The organism is Zhongshania borealis (genome assembly GCF_039539625.1).
In the GTDB taxonomy this organism is placed as follows: domain Bacteria; phylum Pseudomonadota; class Gammaproteobacteria; order Pseudomonadales; family Spongiibacteraceae; genus Spongiibacter; species Spongiibacter borealis.
The window spans coordinates 200,465-219,703 of sequence record NZ_BAABDM010000002.1 but is presented as its reverse complement, the minus strand read 5'-3'; the positions used below and the strand labels follow the sequence as shown (position 1 = coordinate 219,703).

Sequence of the window (19,239 nt, the reverse complement as noted above, 5' to 3'; positions counted from 1 at the left end):
TGGCTTGGGCGTAATGCACTTGAAAAATCAAAGTTTCTTGATACCGGCGGCCGGCCGGGAGTGGGTGATGGTTGCAAGAGTTTAGCCGCTATCCCGTTAGCTTTTGAATAAAAACACATGAATACGAGCGGGCTTGATACACTAAGCGACTTAAATTGGTGGCCAGAATTTATTCTGGGTATATGCAATGTGGAGTTAACATTTGATATCTCGGCAACAGTGTCGCTATGAATGGCAGGTGTTTATTTTGGCAGTGGGGTTTTTAACGCGTCTGCCGGTGCCTGAAGATCCAAGTTTTACCGAGGCAAAGCTCAACGGCGCATCGCGCTATTTTCCCTTGGTGGGTTTGTTGGTCGGTTTTTTGGCAGCGTTGGTATACGTGGTGGCCCTAGCCGTGTTTGCAAATGGCGTCATTGCCGTGCTGTTGTCGATGGTCGCATCTATTCTGATTACCGGTTCTTTCCATGAAGATGGATTTGCTGATAGTTGCGACGGTTTTGGTGGTGGTTGGCGTAGTGAAGATGTGCTGCGCATAATGAAAGACTCGCGGATAGGCACATACGGCACCGTGGGCCTGATATTAATTTTGGCCCTGAAAGCGGCCAGTTTGGGCGCCATGCCATCGGCATCGACAGTATGTGGCGCCCTCCTGTGGGGGCATGTGTTTAGCCGTTGGGTGTCGACCTCGTATTTGCTCGACCTCGATTACGTTCGTGGCGAAGGCAAGTCCAAACCCTTGGCGACGACAATGCCGCTAAAACACTGGTGGTATTCCGGTGTCGTGCTTATTCCCCTGCTCTTTTTAATTGACGTAACTTCGTTGGGCGTTTTACTCATTGCGGCTATTGGCTTTCGTTTGGGCTTTGCGGCCTATTTGCGTCGCCGAATTGGCGGTTATACCGGTGATGCCCTCGGCGCTGCGCAGCAAGTTATTGAAATAACAGTGTATTTCGCTTTTTTACTATGAGCAATTCATCGCCAATGCCCTTGCGGCTAATACACAGAGTGTGAATACTGCACAGACTTGGCTGCCATTCTAACGGCACTCCTAGCCTCGACTACAGTCATAGCACTACAAGCAATTGATGGCTGAGGATACAGGCATGAACACAAATTTATTAGTAGGCGGCATTTTTGGCGCGGTTGCTGTCACAGCCGCTGGCAGTTACGCCGGCTATAACACCTTGGTAGAAAACAAAAAGCCGCAGTTTGCTGAGGTTGTCGACAGCAAGGCCATTACTGAAACCTACTACACTGATCGGCAAGAATGTTATGACGAAGTGGTACAGCATCAGGCTGAAGTAAAAGACGGCAATCAGGTCACTGGTACGGTTATTGGCGCGGTATTGGGTGCGGTTATTGGTAAGCAAGTGGGTGGCGGCAACGGTAAGAAGTTAGCGACCGTGGCGGGTGCGGCAGCCGGTGGCTATGCCGGTAATAAAGTACAAAAGAATATGCAGCAAAAAGACGTATATACCACCACCGAACAACGCTGTAATACTGTACAAGATCCGCATCAGAAAATTACCGGCTATAGTGTTACCTACCAACTAGACGGTAAAACTGAGACGGTCATTATGGATCATAAGCCGGGAGCAACCATTCCCGTTGAAAATGGCCAACTGGTCATGAGTAAACCTGAGACGAGTAGTCTTTAAGTTCTACTAGGCCGCACCGGCACCTTTGTGTGCGGTTAATTTTATACTGGAGTGAGCTTTATGAATAAAGTATTGGCAAAACGTAGTACCGCTGTCGTGATGAGCGGCTTTATGATTTGGACTGGATTATTAGCTAGTACCGCCTCTGCGGCGGTAATTAGCACCGATAAAATGGTAGCGGAATATTCGGTTCAATCGGATCGTGCAGAAATGAAAGCTGCACTGGCCAGTGATGATGTGCGTTCTCGTTTACTGGAATTAGGTGTGTCACCTGCAGATGTCGAGGCACGTATTGACGCGCTAAGCCCTACCGAACTGGCCATGCTCCACGAACGTATGGCTGAAATGCCAGCGGGCTCAGGTGCGGTTGGCCTGTTAGCGCTATTGGTCTTAATCTTCTTTATTACTGATGTGCTGGGTATTACCGATATCTTCCCGTTTGTTAATGCGGCGAAGTAAAACCTTCGTACTACTGTGCCTGCTTCTGCAGGCCTGTTCAGGTTTACCCCTAAAGGAATACGCCGAGACCATCGCGCCGCGGCGCCAACTAGATGTGCCGTTTATTGCGCAGCAGCAATTCTATTGTGGCCCTGCGGCTTTGGCTGAAGTCGCCCAGTATTACGGTATTGATGCGAATCAAAACGAGCTAGCAAAGCGCTTGTTTATCCCCGGTAAAAAGGGATCGCTTGCCGTGGAAATGCAGGCCGCTAGCCGTCGTTTGGGTTTGCTACCCTACCCCTTGGCGAAAGATTTTCATGCCCTACTTAGGGAAATCAGCTCCGGGAATCCAGTTCTCGTCTTTCAAAATCTGAGCTTCTCGTGGTGGCCCCAGTGGCATTATGCGCTTGCGGTTGGCTACGATTTAGACAGTGAAGAGTTGATTTTGCACTCGGGGAGTCATGCCTATTATCGCATGCCGTTTTCGACTTTTATCGCAACATGGGATCGCACTGACAACTGGGCGCGGGTTATGGTCGATAGCAGTCGTCTGCCAGTTACGGCAGAGCCTGTAGCGACAATCAGCAGCGCTTATGCCTTTGAGCAAACTGGCCACCCTGAGCTCGCGGCAGGTTTTTATGCTCTAGCCGCGGAACGCTGGCCAGATTCTCAGCCGGTTCTTACCGCGCAGGCAAATTTAGCCCTGTCGCAAGGCGAGAATCAGCGAGCAATTGCCTTGTTTGCGCATTTGTTGACGTTCAGCGCTGAGGACCCAGCACTCTGGAATAATTACGCCTATTCGCTGCTGGCCGGTGGCTGTAAGGAGCAAGCCCTAACGGCGATTAGTCGTGCCGAAGCGCTCGCGCCTGATGACCAGCTATATCGTGATAGCGCCAGTGACATCCGCGCCGCCGAGGCGGCTGCGGAGCACTGTGAAATGCGAAACCAATAAGCTCGGTGTTAACGTTTCTTTTGCTTGGCCTGCGCAAATAGCGCGGCCATGGTCGTGTTTTCGGCCTTTGGGGGCTGTTTGGGCATTGCCGCTGGTTTATTGCGTGCACCGCGCCGCTCGCCACTGCTATTTGCTGATTGCACGTCGCTGGCTTTGTCATCCAAACGCATAGACAGTGCGATGCGTTTGCGTTGAGCATCTACTTCCATGACTTTCACTTTCACGATGTCGCCAGCTTTGACCACACTATGTGGGTCTTTAACAAACTGGTTGGCGAGTGCTGAAATGTGAACCAGGCCGTCTTGATGGACGCCAACATCGACAAATGCGCCGAAATTAGTCACGTTGGTGACCACGCCTTCCAGGATCATATCGGGCTCTAGGTCTGATAACTTCTCGACGCCATCTTTAAATGTCGCGGTTTTGAAATCAGGACGCGGATCGCGGCCGGGTTTGTCGAGTTCGGCAAAAATATCGGTCACCGTGGGAATACCGAAACGTTCGTCGGCGTATTCCGCCGGTTTCAGTGTCTTCAAGAAGCTGCTGTCACCCAGCACGTTGCTGACCTCGCGGCCACAGCGGTTCACAATTTTCTCGACCACACTGTAGGACTCGGGGTGCACTGCAGAAGCATCCAGTGGATTGTCGCCACCAACTACCCGTAAAAACCCTGCAGCCTGTTCGAAGGTTTTGGCGCCAAAGCGGCTGACTTCTTTTAATTGCTCGCGGCTCTTAAAGGCGCCGTTGCGGTCGCGGTATTCAACAATATTGGCTGAAATACTTAAATTTAAGCCGGAAACACGTGCTAACAGCGCTGGTGAAGCCGTGTTTACATCAACGCCTACTGCGTTTACACAGTCCTCGACCACTGTCTCCAAAGTGCGCGACAGTGCAGTTTGTGAGACGTCGTGTTGGTATTGGCCAACACCAATGGATTTGGGGTCGATCTTAACCAGCTCTGCCAGTGGGTCTTGCAGGCGGCGGGCAATCGAAATAGCGCCGCGAATGGTGACGTCGAGGTCAGGAAATTCTTTCGCGGCGTATTCTGAGGCGGAGTAAATTGACGCGCCAGACTCGTTTACCATCACGCTGGTACAGCCGAGTTCCGGGCGCGCGCTGAGTAAATCTTTGACGAAGCGCTCGGTTTCACGGCTCGCGGTACCGTTGCCAATCGCGATGAGCTCAACACCGTGTTTTTTAATTAAGGCGAGCAACACCGCGGCAGACTCGGCGATTTTGTTCTGTGGCGGGGTTGGGAAAATAGCGCAGTGGTCTACAACCTTGCCGGTGGCATCGATAACGGCGACTTTGACGCCAGTCCGCATGCCGGGGTCTAGCCCGATAGTGGCTCTCTGCCCTGCGGGTGCTGCGAGTAGTAGATCTTTTAAATTATGGGCAAACACGTCGATAGCGGCGTTGTCTGCGAGTTCCCGCAACTGGCCGAGCAAATCAGTTTCCAGATGGGTGTAGAGTTTTATGCGCCAAGTCCAGCGGATCACTTCTTTAAGCCAGGTATCGGCGGGCCGACCCTCGTCTTTCACCTTCCAGAATTCGGCAACCATGCCTTCGCAGGGGTGAGTTGCTCCCTCTTCTTCACTGAATTTAATGGCTAGGCTGAGAATGCTTTCATTGCGGCCGCGGAACATTGCCAGCGCGCGGTGTGACGGCGTGGTTTTGAGCGGTTCGCTGTGGGCAAAATAATCGCGGAATTTTTCGCCTTCCTGCTCTTTACCGGTCATGACAGTGCTGCACAGTAAGCATTCATTCCACAGGAAATTGCGCAGTTTGGCGAGTAGATTGGCGTCTTCGCTAAGGCGTTCCATCAAAATATATTTGGCGCCGTCCAGTGCGCCTTTAACATCATTGATACCCTGTTCAGGGTTTAAATAATTCAGTGCCAAGCTGGCGGGATCTTGGCTGGGATCATCAAACAGAGTGTTTGCTAAAGGCTCTAGGCCCGCTTCAATTGCGATTTGGCCTTTGGTGCGGCGTTTGGGTTTATAAGGGAGATATAAGTCTTCTAAGCGGTTCTTGGTGTCTGCGCCGCGAATATCACGCTCTAACTCGGGGCTTAATTTGTCTTGTTCGCGAATACTGTTAAGGATGGTCTCGCGCCGATCTTCCAGTTCTCGTAAATAGCCCAGCCGGGACTCCAGATCCCGCATTTGGGTGTCATCTAGGCCGCCGGTGACTTCCTTGCGGTAGCGGGAGATAAACGGGACGGTGGCGCCTTCGTCTAACAGGGCAACAGCTGCGCTAACCTGTGCTTCTTTGACACCAAGTTCTTGGGCAATACGGCTGGGAATGGAATTCATATGATTGGCTTATTGGATATTGAAAGGCGGACATTATGCAAAAACTAAGGCGCAGGTGCGAGGCTTGAGAGGAAGTTTTTTGGGCTGGGGGCGGCGCTGACTGGGTCGCGGAAGATAGCACGCCAGATTTAGCCTTAGGGCCTAATTTTTAACGCCTCGCGTCTAGTCACCAGCGTGTCATTTCGCAAGCAGCCGCTGCCGTCGGTACTAAGCCTCGCCCTGTGCTAAGGCGTCAAATAAAGCGCAGCACTCGTCATAAAAATAGCGAAATTCCGGGCGGAGATGCTGGGTCACCAGCGACATAATTTGAAACACGCCTTGATGAATCATCATTTCATTGCTAGTGCGTTGCTCGCGTAGCTGGGTGTAGTTCAGCCAGAATGTGAGCGACATGGCGATATTGTCGCAAAGGCGTTCAAGTTGCAGATCGTCTAGCTCGAGGAAATTTTGGCTGCGCAGTTCTAACGCTACCGCACGGGCTGCCTGGACCTTAAGTTCAAGTAGTTTAGAAAACTTTTTAGCAATTTGTGGGTATCGCTGCAGAATATCATTGAGGTTGCGGTAGAAGTAACGGTGGTTGAATATGTGCTCAAAAACAATATATAGATAAAACCAGGTATCCTGCGCGCTAAGGTTTTTTTCCAGTGGCGCGCTGAGAATATCAACCAGTTCCAGCTCAAAGGCGGCGTAAAGTTCAGGAATAATTTCGTCTTTACCGTGGAAATGGTAGTAAAGATTACCGGGACTGATATCCAATTCATTAGCAATATCAACGGCGGTGACATTGGGTTCACCGTCGGTATTAAATAAGGCGAGGCTGCTTAATAAAATTTTGTCGCGGGTTTTCATCCGAGATGACAGACTCCTGTGAAAGATGGCACAAGGTGCCACGAACCTCACGTCTGTGTCTAGCGGTGTTCGTCTATTCTGCGCCGGTTTCAATTAGGCTGCGGCACAAAAAAGGGAAGATGAATGAATCATCTTCCCTTTTGCCTAACACTTGCATCACTTATTTAGTGACAGCTTTCTTTGCAGGTGCTTTGCGTGGTGCTTTTGCTTTTGGTGCAGCTTTTGTCGCAGCGGCCTTAGGTGCAGCTGCCGGCTTAGCGGCTTTGCTCAGCGCGTCAACTTTTTTGCTCAGTGCGTCGAGTTTTTTCTCGAGGCGGCTAAGATCGTCGGCGCTGGCAGTGTGACCAAAACCAAGGCTAGCACGCATTTTACTAATGCGCTCTTCAATGGAAATGGTTTTGCCAATATTGGTAGCTTCGCCAAGTTTAGCACGAGCTTGAGTTTCCAAGCGGTTGCCTTTGTCGACCAAGTCGGTAAACAGCTTAGGCGTTTCTTTGCTCGCCTTCTCGATGACTTCGTGGGCTTCGTCGTAGGCACGACCATATGCACCAAGTCCAGCTAGCCAAATGCTTTTTGCGACTTCGCCAGCGTGGTTGGTAGCGTCTTTAAGATCTTGCAAACTTTTTTTACTGTCTTTGCTCATGGCGTTCTCCATTGCAAATTAAAATTACTGAATCTAATGCACCGGCAAGAATACCTTGTCAGTGCGGAAACTATGAGTCTGGACTCGGGTATGAAAAAAGCACGATGGCCATACGGCGCATCGTGCAAAAGCATAGGTGAGATTCAGACCTAGGATTTGGCAACCTAAAACGGATGCCGAATGCTTACGACGCGGTAGCTTCTGCTACAACTTCAGCTGCTTCAGTAGAGCCGCCAGAAACTTTAGATTTCACTTTTTCAAAACCTTCGCGCAATGTTTTTAACTGAGTTTCAACGGCAGTATTACTTTCGCTTTTAAGTTCTTCGAACTTGGCTAGCGCCTGCGCTTTAGTGTCGTTGAACTTGGCAATTGCTTGCGCTTTGCTATCTTCAATTTTGCTAGTTACTTGGGTTTTGCTTGTTTCGAATTTAGAAACCGCGTCGCTCTGGACTTTTTCGCCGCGAGCAACCAAGCCGTCAAAGAATTCGTTGCGCTTGCTGTAAGCGTCTTTGGCTTTAGTTTCGGTTTCTTTGATTTTGGCTTCAGTCTGCTTTAGCATTTCTTGGCTTTGTTCAAATACTTTGCCAGCCAGGCCTAGGTTAGCTAAAAACAATTCTTTTGCGATGGCATTGGCTTTTTCGATTTTGCTTGCTTCGGTCATGGTGACGTCCTCGTAAAAATTGAAGTAAAAGGCTGTGTGAGCCTGAATTCGGCGAGAACTGCGCTTGCTCGCTGACTTGGATGCAAGACTACGGTGTTTAATTAGAAAGCACATACTAAACTGCGGTAAGTCCCTATTCCGTGCGCGATAAATTCCCCTCATCGTTATATGCAATACAAGTGGTATTGCATATAACGATAAATTTAGGTTATATGGTTGTTACCTTTTAGGCTGCTTGCCCAAATATAAAGAGGTGATAATGGCTCAATCTAAGAATAACAATGGTCAGCCCACGGTTTTAAGAACAGCAAAAGAGCTGAGGGTGATATTTGAAATGCTGGCGATGGTCAGTTTTCGTTCAACCTTGGACAAGATTAAGTGTGGCGATGGTCATCCGGTTGTGGTGGCGCCATCATTTATGACCGGCGATGGCGGTACAGCGGCGCTTCGCGGGTTCTTGCGCCGTCGCGGCTTTGCCGCTTATGGCTGGGAGCAAGGCTTAAATAGCGGCATGAGTGAACAAAAGTATTTAGCTTATGAGCGTCATGTTAAAGACCTTGCGGCGCGTCATTGCCGTAAAGTCAGCCTGATTGGCTGGAGTTTAGGTGGAATTTACGCTCGAACACTCGCCCATAAAAACCCTGATATCGTTCGCCAAGTGATCACCCTTGGCTCGCCTATTCATATCCCGGACATGGATGGGGTAACGGGGCCAGTGTTAAAACTCTATGAGCTAATGAACCCTGGTGCGATGACTGATCCTATGTTGGGCTGGGGCGATTGTTGGCGAGCGACGCCTACGGTGCCGTCTACAGCGATGTACAGTGAGGGTGACGGAATCGTTGACTGGAAGTTCTGTATTGATAAAGAGTTGAATAGTAATACTGAAAACTTGCGTGTACCCGGTAGCCACGTAGGGCTAACCCACAATGTAGCCGTCATGTATGCGGTGGCGGAACGATTAGCCCAGCGTGAAGATCGCTGGCAGCGTTTCAATGTAGCTGGATTGCGGAGTCGGGTATACGCTCACTCGGCGGTGCCTGCCTAATCTCTCACTATGCTAATTTAGGGCGTCTGCTTGTAGCAGGCGCTCTAAGCATTGTTCCTGAATTCCATAAAAGCGCTTAATGTCGGCTATTTGCTGGAGAACTTCGCTGTTATCACGGTGTTGCTTGCGTTTCTGCGCGAGTATCATTTTATTTTTGCTGGTGTGTTCTAGCGAAATGAATTCAAAGACCTTGGTGTCGTAGCCGTGTGCTTCTAGTAGCAATGCGCGTAGACCATCCGTGAGCATTTCCGCTTCTTGGCCTAGGTGAATTCCATGTTGTAGCAGTGGCGCTAGGGTCGCAGGGCTTTTGAGCTGGGGACGAAGCTGCTTGTGGCAGCACGGTGAGCACATAATAATGTCGGCGCCGCTGCGTATCCCCATATGAATGGCGTAATCAGTGGCGGTATCGCAGGCGTGTAGCGCAATCATTACATTGATTTCTTGTGCGGCGAAATGCTGAACATCACCCTGCTCAAATTTTATGCCGCTCAAGCCGAGATTGGCTGCGGTGGTGTTACAGAGGTCGACCAAGTCTTGGCGCAGTTCAACGCCGGTAACCTTTGCGGGTATGTGCAGCTTGTCGTGGAGGTAGTCGTGCAGCGCAAAGGTTAAGTAAGCCTTGCCAGAGCCGAAGTCGGCAATGTGGATCGTGTCGTGTTCAGCCACGCCGGTATTAGTGATGGCTGTGGCCAGCACTTCAATGAAGCGGTTAATCTGTTTCCATTTGCGCGCCATAGCCGGAATGATTTGCGCTTGCTGGTCGGTAATGCCTAATGCCTGCAGGTAGGGACGAGACTGCTCGACAAAACGATGTTTTTCGCGATTGTGCTGCGGTGCGTCGGCCGAGCTAGCGGGGCTATTTTTGATGCGATGTTTATTCAGTAATGGTTTGCCTTTTTTACTGAAGCGCAGCTGAATTTCCCAGCTGCTACTCACCATATGAGCATTATTGAAATCGCTGCCAAGCCAGCGATGTAGCAGGCTGCTTGCATCGTCCATGCTCATGTTCTTCGTCACGTGGCGATTGCGGTATTCATAAAGAAACGACAATAGTAAGGTGTTTTTAAGACTAACGGGACGGATGCTAATTCGATTGAGTTCGGGTTCGTCGCCTTGGTATTTAGACAGCACCAAGCGTTGCAGTTGGCCGGCATGAAAAGCCTGCTGACAGTCGTTGATAAAGCTCGCAGTTTGCTCTGCCGTGGGAATTGCCGTCATAGACTTATCCAGTGAGAAGCCGAATTGGTATGCAGGCCGAAGCCTTTTACGTTAAATCGCAATAAGTGTGGGCTGTGCGGGAGCGCTAGGCAAGTTTGAAGCACAAAAAAGGGCAGCTAAGCTGCCCTTTTTTGTATTGCGTAATGCCTTAGGCTTTAGGGCCGGCGGCAACAATGGCTTCGGAAACGTCAAATTTCTTGATGTTTTCTTGAAAGAGACGTGCCAGCTTGCTCGCTTCTGCATCGTATGCCGCGGTATCGCCCCAAGCGTTGCGCGGATTGATGTACTTCTCGTCAACGCCAGGAATTGCTTTGGGAATAGTCAGATTCAGTGCTTCCAAGCACTCAGTTTCGGCGCCGATCAGGCTACCGTTCTGGGCTGCAGCAACCACTGCGCGTGTAACTGGGATGGGGAAGCGCGAGCCAGTGCCGCCAGCCGCACCTGAACCGCCAGTCCAGCCGGTATTAATCAAGTAAACCTGCGAGTCGAAGTCTTCAATGCGCTTCATCAGCAATTCAGCGTAATCGCCAGCGGGGCGGGGCATAAAGGGCGCGCCAAAGCAGGTAGAGAAGGTTGGGTGGATACCGGCTTCTGCACCAAGTTCGGTTGAGCCCACTCGAGCGGTGTAGCCGCTCAAGAAGTGGAAGGCTGCGGCTTCTTTAGACAGTATCGAGATTGGTGGAATCACGCCTGACACATCACACGTCAGGAAGATAACGGTTTTGGGCTCGCCGGCGGCGTTCTCAATAACACGTTTTTCAACGTTCTCTAGCGGGTAGCAGCAGCGACCGTTTTCGGTAAGGCTGGTGTCGTCGTAATCGGCATGGCGAGTGTGATCTTCAATAACCACGTTCTCAACAATAGATCCGAAGCGAATCGCGTCCCAAATAATGGGTTCGTTCTTTTGGCTCAGGTTGATGGTCTTGGCGTAGCAGCCGCCTTCAATATTGAAGACAGAGCCTTTGGCCCAGCCGTGCTCGTCGTCGCCAATCAGGTAGCAGCTTGGATCTGCAGACAGGGTGGTTTTACCCGTGCCAGATAGGCCGAAAAACAGCGTAGTTTGGCCTGTTTCGTCGACGTTGGCCGAGCAGTGCATAGGCATTACGTCTTTTTCTGGGAGCAAGAAGTTCTGTACTGAGAACATTGCTTTTTTCATTTCACCGGCATAACGCATACCGGCTAATAGGACTTTGCGCTGCGCGAAATTAATCATTACGCAGCCGTCGGAGTTGGTGCCGTCGCGCTCAGGTTCGCAAACAAAGCCTGCGCAATTGATGATGGTCCACTCTTCTTTGCCCTTGGGGTTGTATTTTGCTGGGCGCACAAACATATTGCGGCCGAATAGACCTTGCCATGCCGTTTGAGTATGAGTAACCACGGGGATGTAGTGTTCTTCGTGAGCACCGACGTGGAGTGAGGAAACAAAACTGTCTTGATCTGCTAAATAATCTTCAACCCGAGTCCATAAAGCGTCGAAAATGGCGGGAGCGATGGGGCGGTTGACGCTAGTCCAATCGATAGCATCAGAAGTTGATGGCTCTTGCACAATGTAGCGGTCAGCTGGCGAACGGCCGGTGCGTTTTCCGGTAGTAACTACCAGGGCACCACTGTCGGCCAAACGGCCTTCGCCACGGCTCAGGGCTTGCTCGATCAATTGAGCAGGGGTTAAATCTTTGTAAATCGTTGTTTCAGCACTCATTCTCTGGGTTCCTGTCGCGTAATTCGGAGAGCAGCCTTATTTTGTGTAGCTGTGGGGTGGGCAATAGTACCCCTAAGTGGCTGTTTAATTGGGGCGCCATTATTACAAAAAACCCATGACAGCGCTAATTTTTGAAGTTCGAAAGTGCGGTTTGGGGAAAATACCCGAATTTAATTTCTTAGTGGCGGGTCATATCGCTACCTTGCTCAAATAAACCGGCTATATCGCCAGCATTAAATTGGTAGAGTCGATTGCAAAATTCACAGTTTGTCTCGATGAGCTCTCGCTCGCTTAGAATGTCGTCGAGTTCTTCGCGACCAATGGAAGTGAGTGCCTGCGCCACCCGTTCGCGACTACAGCCGCAATGCGCGACGAGCGGCTTGGTGTCAAAGAGGCGAACTGCGTCTTGGTGGTAGAGCCGGTAGAGTAAGGTTTCTGCGTCTAAACTTAGCAGCTCTTCGTCGCGGATGGTGTGGGCGATGGTGCTTAGATGCTCCCAGCGGTCTAGGTCAGGTTTAGCGCTGGGCAACTGCTGCAACATCATGCCGCTGGCGGTTTTGCCGTCGGCACATAGCCAAATACGGGTGGCAAGCTGTTCGCTGCGCTGAAAATAAGCTTCGAGGCAACTGGCGAGGCTGTCACCATCTAAGCTCACTATGCCTTGATACGGCTTGCCATTCTCTGGGGAAATAGTCATCGCCAGCTGGCCGTTACCGATGAGGGATTGAAAGTCCAGGCTAATGGCTTGGTTCGCATCACGGGCAATGGCGCGCAGTTCTTGTTTGGAATTAGCCTCGGCCATAATTAAAGGTACTTGTCCGTCCCCTCGAACCTGAAGAATCAGGGAGCCTTCAAATTTAATGGTGGCGCTGAGCAGGCTAGCAGCTGCAAGAAATTCGCCCAATAGATTGGCGACCCCCGGGGGGTAGTGGTGGATACTCAGGATGTCCTGATAGCTTTTCTCTAAGCGAATATGTTCGCCACGAACGTCGCTGTTGTCAAAAATAAAGCGGCTAATAGTATCGCTCATGGCAGATTGTTGTCCGTAGTAAAAAGGCGACAATTATAGCGCGGACAGTAAGTGGGGTCTTGCTTGGCTGCGCTATAAAGTAGACGCTTATTCGTTGATGTTTTTAAATCGGTGGATTTGCCGGCGCTGTTTTTTGTTTGGTCGCTCGGGGTGTAAGGCGCCCGCAGCGGCGCCAAGTACTTTGCGGTCGGCGGCGAGTTGTTCCCGAGCGCTAATGCTTTCGTCGGTTTCGCGATAGAGCATTGCGGCTTCGGGTGCACCACGTCGCTGATTGGAAAGGGCGATAACATCAACGATTTTACTGTCCCAGCCGGTGCGAATACTGAGGCTGGCACCGATTTGCACTTCTTTGCTGACTTTACAGCGCTCGCCATTGTAGTGAACTTTACCGCCTTCTACGGCTTGCTTGGCGAGACTGCGGGTTTTGTAAAATCGCGCTGCCCAAAGCCATTTATCTAAGCGAATACCGCTGGGCGTATCAGTCACCGACATTCTCCCGTCTAGGAATAGGCAAAATTTCATTAAAGTGCTGAACGGCGGGGTAAGTCAATTGCTCGCGAATAGCTTGCTTGCTGTCGGGTTGGCGTAGCGTGAGTAGATGGCGGATGCCAAATGCGGCCGCAGCGTCGAGGACACTGCAGGTGTCGTCAACGAGTAAGGTGCGCGCCGGGTCAAAATGCCAGTGTTGTTGGAGGCGAAGCCAGAACTCGGGGTCTTCTTTGGGTTTGGCCAACTCGTGGGATGTGATCATTTTTTGCATCCAGCGAGCCAAGTCAGTGTGCTCGAGCTTTAAGTTTAAGCTGTCGCGATGGGCATTGGTGACCAGCCATGTTTCGCAATGGCTATCGCCTAGTGCGGTTAGGAAGTCTGCTGTGCTGGGGTGTGGTGCAATTAAATGGGCAACTTCGCGTTTTAAAGCGGGAATATCCACATTTAGACGCTTGGACCAATAGTCTAAACAATACCAATTTAATGAGCCGCGCTCCGCCATGATGAGGTCAAAGAGATCGCTAGTGACGCGTTCGGGTTCACCGCCGTGTATTTCTGCGTAGCGTTTGGGAAGGTGTTGCGACCAAAAAAAATTATCGTAGTGAAGGTCGAGTAAAGTGCCGTCCATGTCGAGCAGAACGGTGTCTATTTCTTGCCAATTTATCATAGCTTACCGGTGTTGTGTGCACCGGTATTAATTCGCTACCCGTGCTTTATTGAGTTTGCCGCTGACCGCATCACGCATTTCAATGACTTCTGCGTAATTGACGTTTAACCACCATTCTGCGCGGCTGCCGCCGTAAACGTTAATGGTGTTAGTGCCGCGACGCGACTCCTGGAAAAACGTGCTTTCAGATTTGATGTTAGCCATGGGGAATCCTCTTCACTTACTTTTGACTGTGTGTAATGAGTAAGTAAGGTATCGCTAGGCCTAGCCTGCGAGTATAGGGAAAAGTCCCTAGTGAGGGTACCTTGGTATTGAAACTGTGAACTGGGTACGGTTTGGAGCGTCTTCTTATCTGCTGCGGAGATGGTCGGGCTTAAAAACTGAGCACTGGCCTACCTGAATAGCTGGTGGTGCTGAGGTTTATTTTGGCTGTTTGTTTTTATCGCGTGTGGCTTTGGTATCGATCGCGGAGTCCATGTCGATATCTTCTGAGTAATCAATATCTAGCCACCAATCATCACGATGACTGCCAAACCGGCGCTTTGTCGTTGGTTTCTCGCCGATTTGCTGAAAAGGGGTGTTTGTCTTGGATTGGTCGTCAGCGTTTGCCATATCGATTGCGCTTATAGGGTGGTTAGTAAGGTGAACTGCACTAGTGCCTGCGCACCGCCTAAGTATAGATTGGCTTACGTCTAGCGCAACTAAATGGATCCGTTTGAGCTAATATTCTTGTCATCCATACATTTGATAAAACTCGCGGTATCAATGCTTCCATTTCCTAGTGCAATATTAGTTGCTGCAGCGTTGTAGTGCTGCTACTGCGCGGTTCATTTCTACGATTTCTGCGTAGTCGACATTTAGCCACCATTCGCTGCGTTTAGCACCATTTTGGCTAAGTGAAGATTGGTGCATACGGTTGTCACCAAAGATTGAAGTGTCTGTTTTTTGAGTTGCTGTAGCCATGATCTTGCCCCGAAATAAGTTGTTTTGTTTAAGTAGGGCTACTATAGCGATGGGCGGCATTTGAGCGTATTCGGGATATCACTTACACAGATTGGGGTTTGTGGGTAATAACGATGCTGGTTAGCTGCTACAAGGTGCGTGAAACGAGTGATAATAGGGGTTTGCGGGGAGTTTTGGCTTGCGTGGGGCCGGTGGCCCCAGCGCGGTTAAAGCATCAGCGCGAGCATGCTGGCTTTAAATTGTTCCTTTGTGCTTGGTGACTGTCGGTAGGAAATAACAAGACGACCGACTATTTTGATTAGGTCATCGAGTTTCACATTGCGCTTATTACGCGCATTGTAAGCATCCAAGGGCGCTTTGAGTAGCTCACGCCAGTGTTCGTCAGACTCCTCAGTATCGATATGCGGCGACGCCTCAGCGGCATTTACACCTGATACTAAGTCGATTTTGCCGCCTTCTGGTGGGCGATAGGTTGCCGCAAACCAAATACACTCTTCGAGCATTAGCGGAAAATTATTGTCGTGTAGGACGGCGATATCCTTCACTTTATAAAACATCCGCTGCCGTTCGATCTCGATCAGCGCGGTGATAATGTCTGACTTGCCGTTAAAGTAGCGGTAAACAGTGCGCCGCGTGACATTGGCAACTTTGGCGATATCTTCAATGGTGGTGGACTTTATGCCCTTGGTTATAAAACAGTCAACGGCTGACTTAAGTAGAATTTTTTTACCGGTATCAAGGTCGTCGACCCGTGCTCCATTGCCCCAGCGTTTGTTTGTTTTCATAGCTAGTTTGCTCTTCAGCGCCTTTTTGTGTGTCACTATCTTAGCACGGTGTAATCTTGTGGTTGCTGTTTAAACCCGGCATTTTGATCGTGGATTATACGTATTTATCGATGAAGTAATGTGTGAATTTAGTGATTTTCAAAACTTTAGTGGGGCCGATGATGGAGAAGTTCCCCACTTGTCTGCGTGAAAATTGCCCATTGCGGCCCAAGCTGCTACGTAATTCGATTGGTTTTTGCTTAACTCAATGTCTTCAGGCCAATATAAAACAAAGGCATATAAGACTCTGTTTTATATTTCCGGTTTGGGAGATGGAGCGAGATCTTTAAAAAACGGGGCTAGAAAAAGTGCCCCTGAGTCGATTTACTTTAAGGGTTTTTCCAGGACAAACTGATAAACATCAATGGACTTGCCTCGGAATCCACCCTCGCAGTAGCCCAAGTAGTAGTCCCACATCCGCTTAAAGCGTTGATCAAAGCCCAGTGGTGCAATGCCTACCCATTGCTGATGAAAGTTCTTTGTCCACTCATGCAAGGTTTTGGCGTAACCCAGGCCAAAGGCTTCTTCGTCTTTTACGGCGAGGCCCGCAGTCTGAGCTTCAGCTCGGAAGCGCTCGGGGCTGGGCAGCATGCCACCGGGGAAAATATAGGTCTGGATGAAATCGGGATTGCGGCTGTACTCTGCAAATCGGGCTTCTTCTATAGTAATGATTTGAATCGCGGCGCGGCCGCCGGGTTTGAGACGCTGGTATAGTGTTTCAAAGTAAGTCGGCCAGTATTTTTCACCCACTGCCTCAAGCATTTCAATGGAGACAATGTGGTCGTATTGGTCTTGGGTATCTCGGTAGTCGGTGAGACTAAACTCGGCTTTGCCTTTACATTCGCCCTGTGATGTTAATTTATCTAAGCGTTGCTGAGCGTATTCGAGCTGGCGCTCGGACAAGGTAATACCATGGAGCTCAACGGCTTTTTGCTGACAGAGTTGTTCGGCAAAGCCACCCCAGCCGCAGCCGACCTCTAAAACACGGTCGCCGTCTTTAAGCTCAAGTAAATCGATAAGTCGTTGATACTTAGCGTATTGTGCTTCGCCTAAGCTTTGATTTTCGTCGCTATAGTAAGCGGCAGAGTAGGTCATGCTGGGGTCTAGCCAGTGTTGGTAAAACGCATTCCCCAGGTCATAGTGGTAGCTGATATTACGACGGCTGCCGCGCTTGCTATTGGCATTGCGGCGATGTCGCCATTTTTGAATTGCGCCTTCAAATTTACCGCTGTCCAGCATGCCGCCGAACTCACTTTCGTTAACGGTAACCCACTCCACTAACATGGCAAGATTGGGGCTGTCCCAATCACCGTCCATATACGCTTCACTCCAGCCGACCGATCCGCCGGTAAAGGCTTTGCGCACCGCCTGCCAATTGTGCAGGGTAACCACGGGATTTAGGCGCTCGCAGGGATGCTCGCCAAACTCAACACAGCTGCCATTGGGCAAATTTAGGCTTAACACCCCTTGAGATGCCTTGGACAATGGTGCAAGCACTTTGGCGAGCATTTGCTGCTGGCGTTTTGCCCACCAGCCCGATTCTAAGTTGCCATCTAAGGTGGCAGCAGCTGATTTCATAGTAGACCCTTTGTGTGTTCAACGGATTTACTTACCAATACGTGAAATTGGTGAACTTGGTTCAGTTGGTCGAGGGACTATTTTTAATCCGCGACTAAATAACTTTAGTGCCTGCCAGTGAATGCCACCAAGGACTTTTAATGTCATTAGCGGGAGTGAGCAAAAATTGCGTAACAGTTCTCGGTCATTAAATGGACGCCGCTGGCCTTGAAACGAGGCGTGGAGTACGTCTTGTTCATTTTGCTTAACGCGGATGCTAATGCCCAGCTTGTCGCTTGGCAGGCGCAATCGGAATTGGTAGCGCATTGCCATGCCGTTAAATGGGGATACGTAAAAATTCTTGTCGCACTGCTGCCGAATAGTAGGTTTATTGCGGTCGACGGCGGGAACAGAGAATAAATAGCTGTGGCGCTGTTTAAAGGTATTGCTCACTTCGTGGAGTACAGCAAACAGCTCCTTGTGCTGGTTATAGCAGTAGTAAACGCTCAGCGGATTAAAGGTGTAGCCCAAGATGCGCGGGTAACAGAGAACGCTTGCGCTGGCGAGGGTGTCCTCTAAGCCTTGCTCTTTCAGACAGCGTTCAAGGTAGTCACGGGGGTGTTCACTGCTGCCATTGCCAAAGTCTTTAAAGTAGAAGCTAAACAAATTAAAGCGATTTAGGGAAAACCAGCGGCAGTGCCGCTGGGCTTTGTCGAGTTCGTCGAGATCAAATAAAAAGCTACTAATGTTGTAGGCAAAGCGATTGCTGAGTGGTGTTAGCCGCTGATGCCTAACTTCACCTTTATAAATAGCCGTACTCAATTTAGGTTTCATGCTGCATTGTCTATCACCGGTGGTTTGCGCAGGTGAATACGGCTGCTGGGATTGGGCACAATCCACGGTCTGACCGTATTGCCGAGTTGTTCAGCCACCGCTAGGCCAGATTGAATGCCGTCTTCGTGAAAACCGTAGCCAAAATAACTACCGCAAAACCAGGTGCGCTGCTGGCCTTGTAGGTCCCATAAATACTGTTGCGCGTTGAGGGCCTCTTCATTGAAAACAGGGTGTTGATAGTTAAAGCGACGGTAAACCTGATCTGGACGCGCCTCTTCTAGCGGGTTCAATGTGAGCAAAATCGATTCCTGGCAGGGCAGGTGTTGCAGTAAATTCATCCAATAGCTAACCGAGACTTTGTCGGTTTTTTGGCTGCTGTCCTTTAGGTAGTTCCAGCTCGACCATACTTGATGACGTTTGGGCATTAAGCGTTCATCGCGGTGTAAAACCGCTTCATTGCGCTCATAGGCGAAGGCGCCCAGTAAGCGTGATTCATCAGGGCTGGGGTTTTCAATAATGGCAAGTGACTGATCGGCATGGCCGGCCATCACGACGTGGTCAAAGCGATGACTCTCGCCTTGGGCGTCGACAAGAATAACGTAATCCTTGAAACGGCGTACTTTGCTAATGCCGCAGCTTAATTTCAGTGTACCGTTAAAGCCGGTGGCGAGCCGATTAACATATTCTCTAGAGCCACCGGAAACAGTTTGCCATTGGGGGCGTTCATCGACTTGCAATAGTCCGTGATTGTCGCAGAAGCGCAAAAAAGTTTTGGCTGGGTAGGCGAGCATTTTCTCTACCGGTGTCGACCAAATTGCGGCGCTCATCGGCAAAAGATGGTCTTCGCAAAAACCGGGGCCGAAATTTTCTTGGCGCAGAAGCTCGCCGAGCGAGAGGTCCGCTGGCAGTGTTTCAAGCCAGTCAGCGCTTTGTTTATAAAAACGCAAAAGGTCTTTTAGCATTCCCCAAAAGCGGGGGCGCAATATATTGCGCTTTTGGGCAAACATAGTGGCAATCGAGTTTGACCCGCTGTACTCAAGTCGGCCGTTATCCAATGACACGCCAAAGGACATGTCAGTGCCGCTATATTCAATGCTCAGATGCTTAAACAGCGCAACTAAATTTGGGTAGCAGCGCTCATTAAATACAATAAAACCGGTATCCACCGCAATGGTGCCAGCACTGGTTTGGATGTCGACGGTATTGCTGTGGCCACCGAGCCGGGCGTCTTGTTCAAATAAAGTGACCTGGTGCTGTTTGCTTAATAGCCACGCGCTGCTTAAGCCGGCAATGCCGGAACCGATAACAGCAATTTTGAGCGGTGCTGATGTTGACGTTGTATTGAATGGTGTTTGCATAAAATTATCGCTGATCTCTCATTGCAATTTGTACGT

Annotated in this window: 21 protein-coding genes; 5 read left to right on the top strand and 16 right to left on the bottom strand. The window is 50.1% G+C overall.

Annotation, left to right across the window (positions count from 1 at the left end; translation table 11 throughout):
* Nucleotides 1–202: 202 nt before the first annotated feature.
* The 4 genes from ABD836_RS07280 to ABD836_RS07265 all read left to right on the top strand — a co-directional run bounded on the left by ABD836_RS07280 (nucleotide 203) and on the right by ABD836_RS07265 (nucleotide 3,048).
* Nucleotides 203–967 carry an adenosylcobinamide-GDP ribazoletransferase gene (locus ABD836_RS07280; RefSeq protein ID WP_344934028.1) on the top strand — a complete coding sequence of 255 codons (765 nt, stop codon included), beginning with the start codon at nucleotides 203–205 and terminating at the stop codon, nucleotides 965–967.
* Nucleotides 968–1,103: 136 nt separating this feature from the next.
* On the top strand, nucleotides 1,104–1,658 hold the full coding sequence (locus tag ABD836_RS07275; RefSeq protein WP_344934026.1) for a glycine zipper 2TM domain-containing protein: 555 nt from the start codon (nucleotides 1,104–1,106) through the stop codon (nucleotides 1,656–1,658).
* Between the two features lie 60 nt (nucleotides 1,659–1,718).
* A complete protein-coding gene (locus tag ABD836_RS07270) occupies nucleotides 1,719–2,117 on the top strand; it encodes a PA2779 family protein (RefSeq protein ID WP_344934023.1) in 399 nt (132 codons plus the stop codon).
* Nucleotides 2,104–3,048: a PA2778 family cysteine peptidase gene (locus ABD836_RS07265; RefSeq protein WP_344934020.1), complete on the top strand. Its 945-nt coding sequence runs from the start codon at nucleotides 2,104–2,106 to the stop codon at nucleotides 3,046–3,048. Before ABD836_RS07270 ends, ABD836_RS07265 begins: the two co-directional genes overlap by 14 nt.
* A gap of 8 nt (nucleotides 3,049–3,056) precedes the next feature.
* On the opposite strand, the gene ABD836_RS07260 is transcribed toward ABD836_RS07265, so the two are convergent.
* The 4 genes from ABD836_RS07260 to ABD836_RS07245 all read right to left on the bottom strand — a co-directional run bounded on the left by ABD836_RS07260 (nucleotide 3,057) and on the right by ABD836_RS07245 (nucleotide 7,516).
* Nucleotides 3,057–5,363: a Tex family protein gene (locus ABD836_RS07260; RefSeq protein ID WP_344934017.1), complete on the bottom strand. Its 2,307-nt coding sequence runs from the start codon at nucleotides 5,361–5,363 to the stop codon at nucleotides 3,057–3,059.
* 207 nt (nucleotides 5,364–5,570) lie between these two features.
* Nucleotides 5,571–6,212 carry a TetR/AcrR family transcriptional regulator gene (locus ABD836_RS07255; protein ID WP_344934014.1) on the bottom strand — a complete coding sequence of 214 codons (642 nt, stop codon included), beginning with the start codon at nucleotides 6,210–6,212 and terminating at the stop codon, nucleotides 5,571–5,573.
* 160 nt (nucleotides 6,213–6,372) lie between these two features.
* Nucleotides 6,373–6,855 carry a phasin family protein gene (locus ABD836_RS07250; protein WP_344934012.1) on the bottom strand — a complete coding sequence of 161 codons (483 nt, stop codon included), beginning with the start codon at nucleotides 6,853–6,855 and terminating at the stop codon, nucleotides 6,373–6,375.
* Nucleotides 6,856–7,039: 184 nt separating this feature from the next.
* Nucleotides 7,040–7,516: a hypothetical protein gene (locus ABD836_RS07245; RefSeq protein WP_344934009.1), complete on the bottom strand. Its 477-nt coding sequence runs from the start codon at nucleotides 7,514–7,516 to the stop codon at nucleotides 7,040–7,042.
* Between the two features lie 259 nt (nucleotides 7,517–7,775).
* On the opposite strand from ABD836_RS07245, the gene ABD836_RS07240 reads away from it, so the two are divergent.
* A complete protein-coding gene (locus ABD836_RS07240) occupies nucleotides 7,776–8,564 on the top strand; it encodes a PGAP1-like alpha/beta domain-containing protein (protein ID WP_344934006.1) in 789 nt (262 codons plus the stop codon).
* Nucleotides 8,565–8,576: 12 nt separating this feature from the next.
* Here the strand turns inward: ABD836_RS07240 and ABD836_RS07235 are convergent, their stop codons facing one another.
* The 12 genes from ABD836_RS07235 to ABD836_RS07180 form a co-directional block, all read right to left on the bottom strand.
* On the bottom strand, nucleotides 8,577–9,782 hold the full coding sequence (locus ABD836_RS07235; RefSeq protein WP_344934004.1) for a class I SAM-dependent methyltransferase: 1,206 nt from the start codon (nucleotides 9,780–9,782) through the stop codon (nucleotides 8,577–8,579).
* Between the two features lie 148 nt (nucleotides 9,783–9,930).
* Nucleotides 9,931–11,481, bottom strand: coding sequence for a phosphoenolpyruvate carboxykinase (locus ABD836_RS07230; protein ID WP_344934002.1), 1,551 nt, complete (start codon nucleotides 11,479–11,481; stop codon nucleotides 9,931–9,933).
* A 178-nt stretch (nucleotides 11,482–11,659) separates the two neighbouring features.
* Nucleotides 11,660–12,511, bottom strand: coding sequence for an Hsp33 family molecular chaperone HslO (gene hslO / locus ABD836_RS07225; protein WP_344933999.1), 852 nt, complete (start codon nucleotides 12,509–12,511; stop codon nucleotides 11,660–11,662).
* Nucleotides 12,512–12,598: 87 nt separating this feature from the next.
* Nucleotides 12,599–13,003, bottom strand: coding sequence for an RNA-binding S4 domain-containing protein (locus ABD836_RS07220; protein ID WP_425583026.1), 405 nt, complete (start codon nucleotides 13,001–13,003; stop codon nucleotides 12,599–12,601).
* On the bottom strand, nucleotides 12,990–13,667 hold the full coding sequence (yrfG, locus tag ABD836_RS07215) for a GMP/IMP nucleotidase (protein WP_344933993.1): 678 nt from the start codon (nucleotides 13,665–13,667) through the stop codon (nucleotides 12,990–12,992). Before yrfG ends, ABD836_RS07220 begins: the two co-directional genes overlap by 14 nt.
* Nucleotides 13,668–13,694: 27 nt before the next feature.
* Nucleotides 13,695–13,871, bottom strand: a complete 177-nt coding sequence (locus ABD836_RS07210; RefSeq protein ID WP_344933990.1) for a hypothetical protein — start codon at nucleotides 13,869–13,871, stop codon at nucleotides 13,695–13,697.
* A 216-nt stretch (nucleotides 13,872–14,087) separates the two neighbouring features.
* Nucleotides 14,088–14,279, bottom strand: a complete 192-nt coding sequence (locus ABD836_RS07205; RefSeq protein WP_344933988.1) for a hypothetical protein — start codon at nucleotides 14,277–14,279, stop codon at nucleotides 14,088–14,090.
* 177 nt (nucleotides 14,280–14,456) lie between these two features.
* Nucleotides 14,457–14,630: a hypothetical protein gene (locus ABD836_RS07200; RefSeq protein ID WP_344933986.1), complete on the bottom strand. Its 174-nt coding sequence runs from the start codon at nucleotides 14,628–14,630 to the stop codon at nucleotides 14,457–14,459.
* A gap of 206 nt (nucleotides 14,631–14,836) precedes the next feature.
* Complete coding sequence (locus tag ABD836_RS07195; RefSeq protein WP_344933984.1) at nucleotides 14,837–15,415, bottom strand: TetR/AcrR family transcriptional regulator; 579 nt, start codon at nucleotides 15,413–15,415, stop codon at nucleotides 14,837–14,839.
* 363 nt (nucleotides 15,416–15,778) lie between these two features.
* Nucleotides 15,779–17,032, bottom strand: coding sequence for a class I SAM-dependent methyltransferase (locus ABD836_RS07190; protein ID WP_344933982.1), 1,254 nt, complete (start codon nucleotides 17,030–17,032; stop codon nucleotides 15,779–15,781).
* A gap of 27 nt (nucleotides 17,033–17,059) precedes the next feature.
* On the bottom strand, nucleotides 17,060–17,845 hold the full coding sequence (locus ABD836_RS07185) for a DUF1365 domain-containing protein (RefSeq protein WP_344933980.1): 786 nt from the start codon (nucleotides 17,843–17,845) through the stop codon (nucleotides 17,060–17,062).
* The gene (locus ABD836_RS07180) at nucleotides 17,842–19,203 is read right to left on the bottom strand and encodes an NAD(P)/FAD-dependent oxidoreductase (RefSeq protein ID WP_344933979.1); all 1,362 of its coding nucleotides are present in this window, start codon (nucleotides 19,201–19,203) and stop codon (nucleotides 17,842–17,844) included. Before ABD836_RS07180 ends, ABD836_RS07185 begins: the two co-directional genes overlap by 4 nt.
* Nucleotides 19,204–19,239: the final 36 nt, after the last annotated feature.

Excerpts from the sequence above, each read along its gene's own strand:
- ABD836_RS07275 (WP_344934026.1), top strand. The coding sequence starts at position 1,104 with ATGAACACAAATTTATTAGTAGGCGGCATTTTTGGCGCGGTTGCTGTC.
- ABD836_RS07270 (WP_344934023.1), top strand. The coding sequence starts at position 1,719 with ATGAATAAAGTATTGGCAAAACGTAGTACCGCTGTCGTGATGAGCGGC.
- ABD836_RS07265 (WP_344934020.1), top strand. The coding sequence starts at position 2,104 with ATGCGGCGAAGTAAAACCTTCGTACTACTGTGCCTGCTTCTGCAGGCC.
- ABD836_RS07260 (WP_344934017.1), bottom strand. The coding sequence starts at position 5,363 with ATGAATTCCATTCCCAGCCGTATTGCCCAAGAACTTGGTGTCAAAGAA.
- ABD836_RS07255 (WP_344934014.1), bottom strand. The coding sequence starts at position 6,212 with ATGAAAACCCGCGACAAAATTTTATTAAGCAGCCTCGCCTTATTTAAT.
- ABD836_RS07250 (WP_344934012.1), bottom strand. The coding sequence starts at position 6,855 with ATGAGCAAAGACAGTAAAAAAAGTTTGCAAGATCTTAAAGACGCTACC.
- ABD836_RS07245 (WP_344934009.1), bottom strand. The coding sequence starts at position 7,516 with ATGACCGAAGCAAGCAAAATCGAAAAAGCCAATGCCATCGCAAAAGAA.
- ABD836_RS07240 (WP_344934006.1), top strand. The coding sequence starts at position 7,776 with ATGGCTCAATCTAAGAATAACAATGGTCAGCCCACGGTTTTAAGAACA.
- ABD836_RS07235 (WP_344934004.1), bottom strand. The coding sequence starts at position 9,782 with ATGACGGCAATTCCCACGGCAGAGCAAACTGCGAGCTTTATCAACGAC.
- ABD836_RS07230 (WP_344934002.1), bottom strand. The coding sequence starts at position 11,481 with ATGAGTGCTGAAACAACGATTTACAAAGATTTAACCCCTGCTCAATTG.
- hslO (WP_344933999.1), bottom strand. The coding sequence starts at position 12,511 with ATGAGCGATACTATTAGCCGCTTTATTTTTGACAACAGCGACGTTCGT.
- ABD836_RS07220 (WP_425583026.1), bottom strand. The coding sequence starts at position 13,003 with ATGTCGGTGACTGATACGCCCAGCGGTATTCGCTTAGATAAATGGCTT.
- yrfG (WP_344933993.1), bottom strand. The coding sequence starts at position 13,667 with ATGATAAATTGGCAAGAAATAGACACCGTTCTGCTCGACATGGACGGC.
- ABD836_RS07210 (WP_344933990.1), bottom strand. The coding sequence starts at position 13,871 with ATGGCTAACATCAAATCTGAAAGCACGTTTTTCCAGGAGTCGCGTCGC.
- ABD836_RS07205 (WP_344933988.1), bottom strand. The coding sequence starts at position 14,279 with ATGGCAAACGCTGACGACCAATCCAAGACAAACACCCCTTTTCAGCAA.
- ABD836_RS07200 (WP_344933986.1), bottom strand. The coding sequence starts at position 14,630 with ATGGCTACAGCAACTCAAAAAACAGACACTTCAATCTTTGGTGACAAC.
- ABD836_RS07195 (WP_344933984.1), bottom strand. The coding sequence starts at position 15,415 with ATGAAAACAAACAAACGCTGGGGCAATGGAGCACGGGTCGACGACCTT.
- ABD836_RS07190 (WP_344933982.1), bottom strand. The coding sequence starts at position 17,032 with ATGAAATCAGCTGCTGCCACCTTAGATGGCAACTTAGAATCGGGCTGG.
- ABD836_RS07185 (WP_344933980.1), bottom strand. The coding sequence starts at position 17,845 with ATGAAACCTAAATTGAGTACGGCTATTTATAAAGGTGAAGTTAGGCAT.
- ABD836_RS07180 (WP_344933979.1), bottom strand. The coding sequence starts at position 19,203 with ATGCAAACACCATTCAATACAACGTCAACATCAGCACCGCTCAAAATT.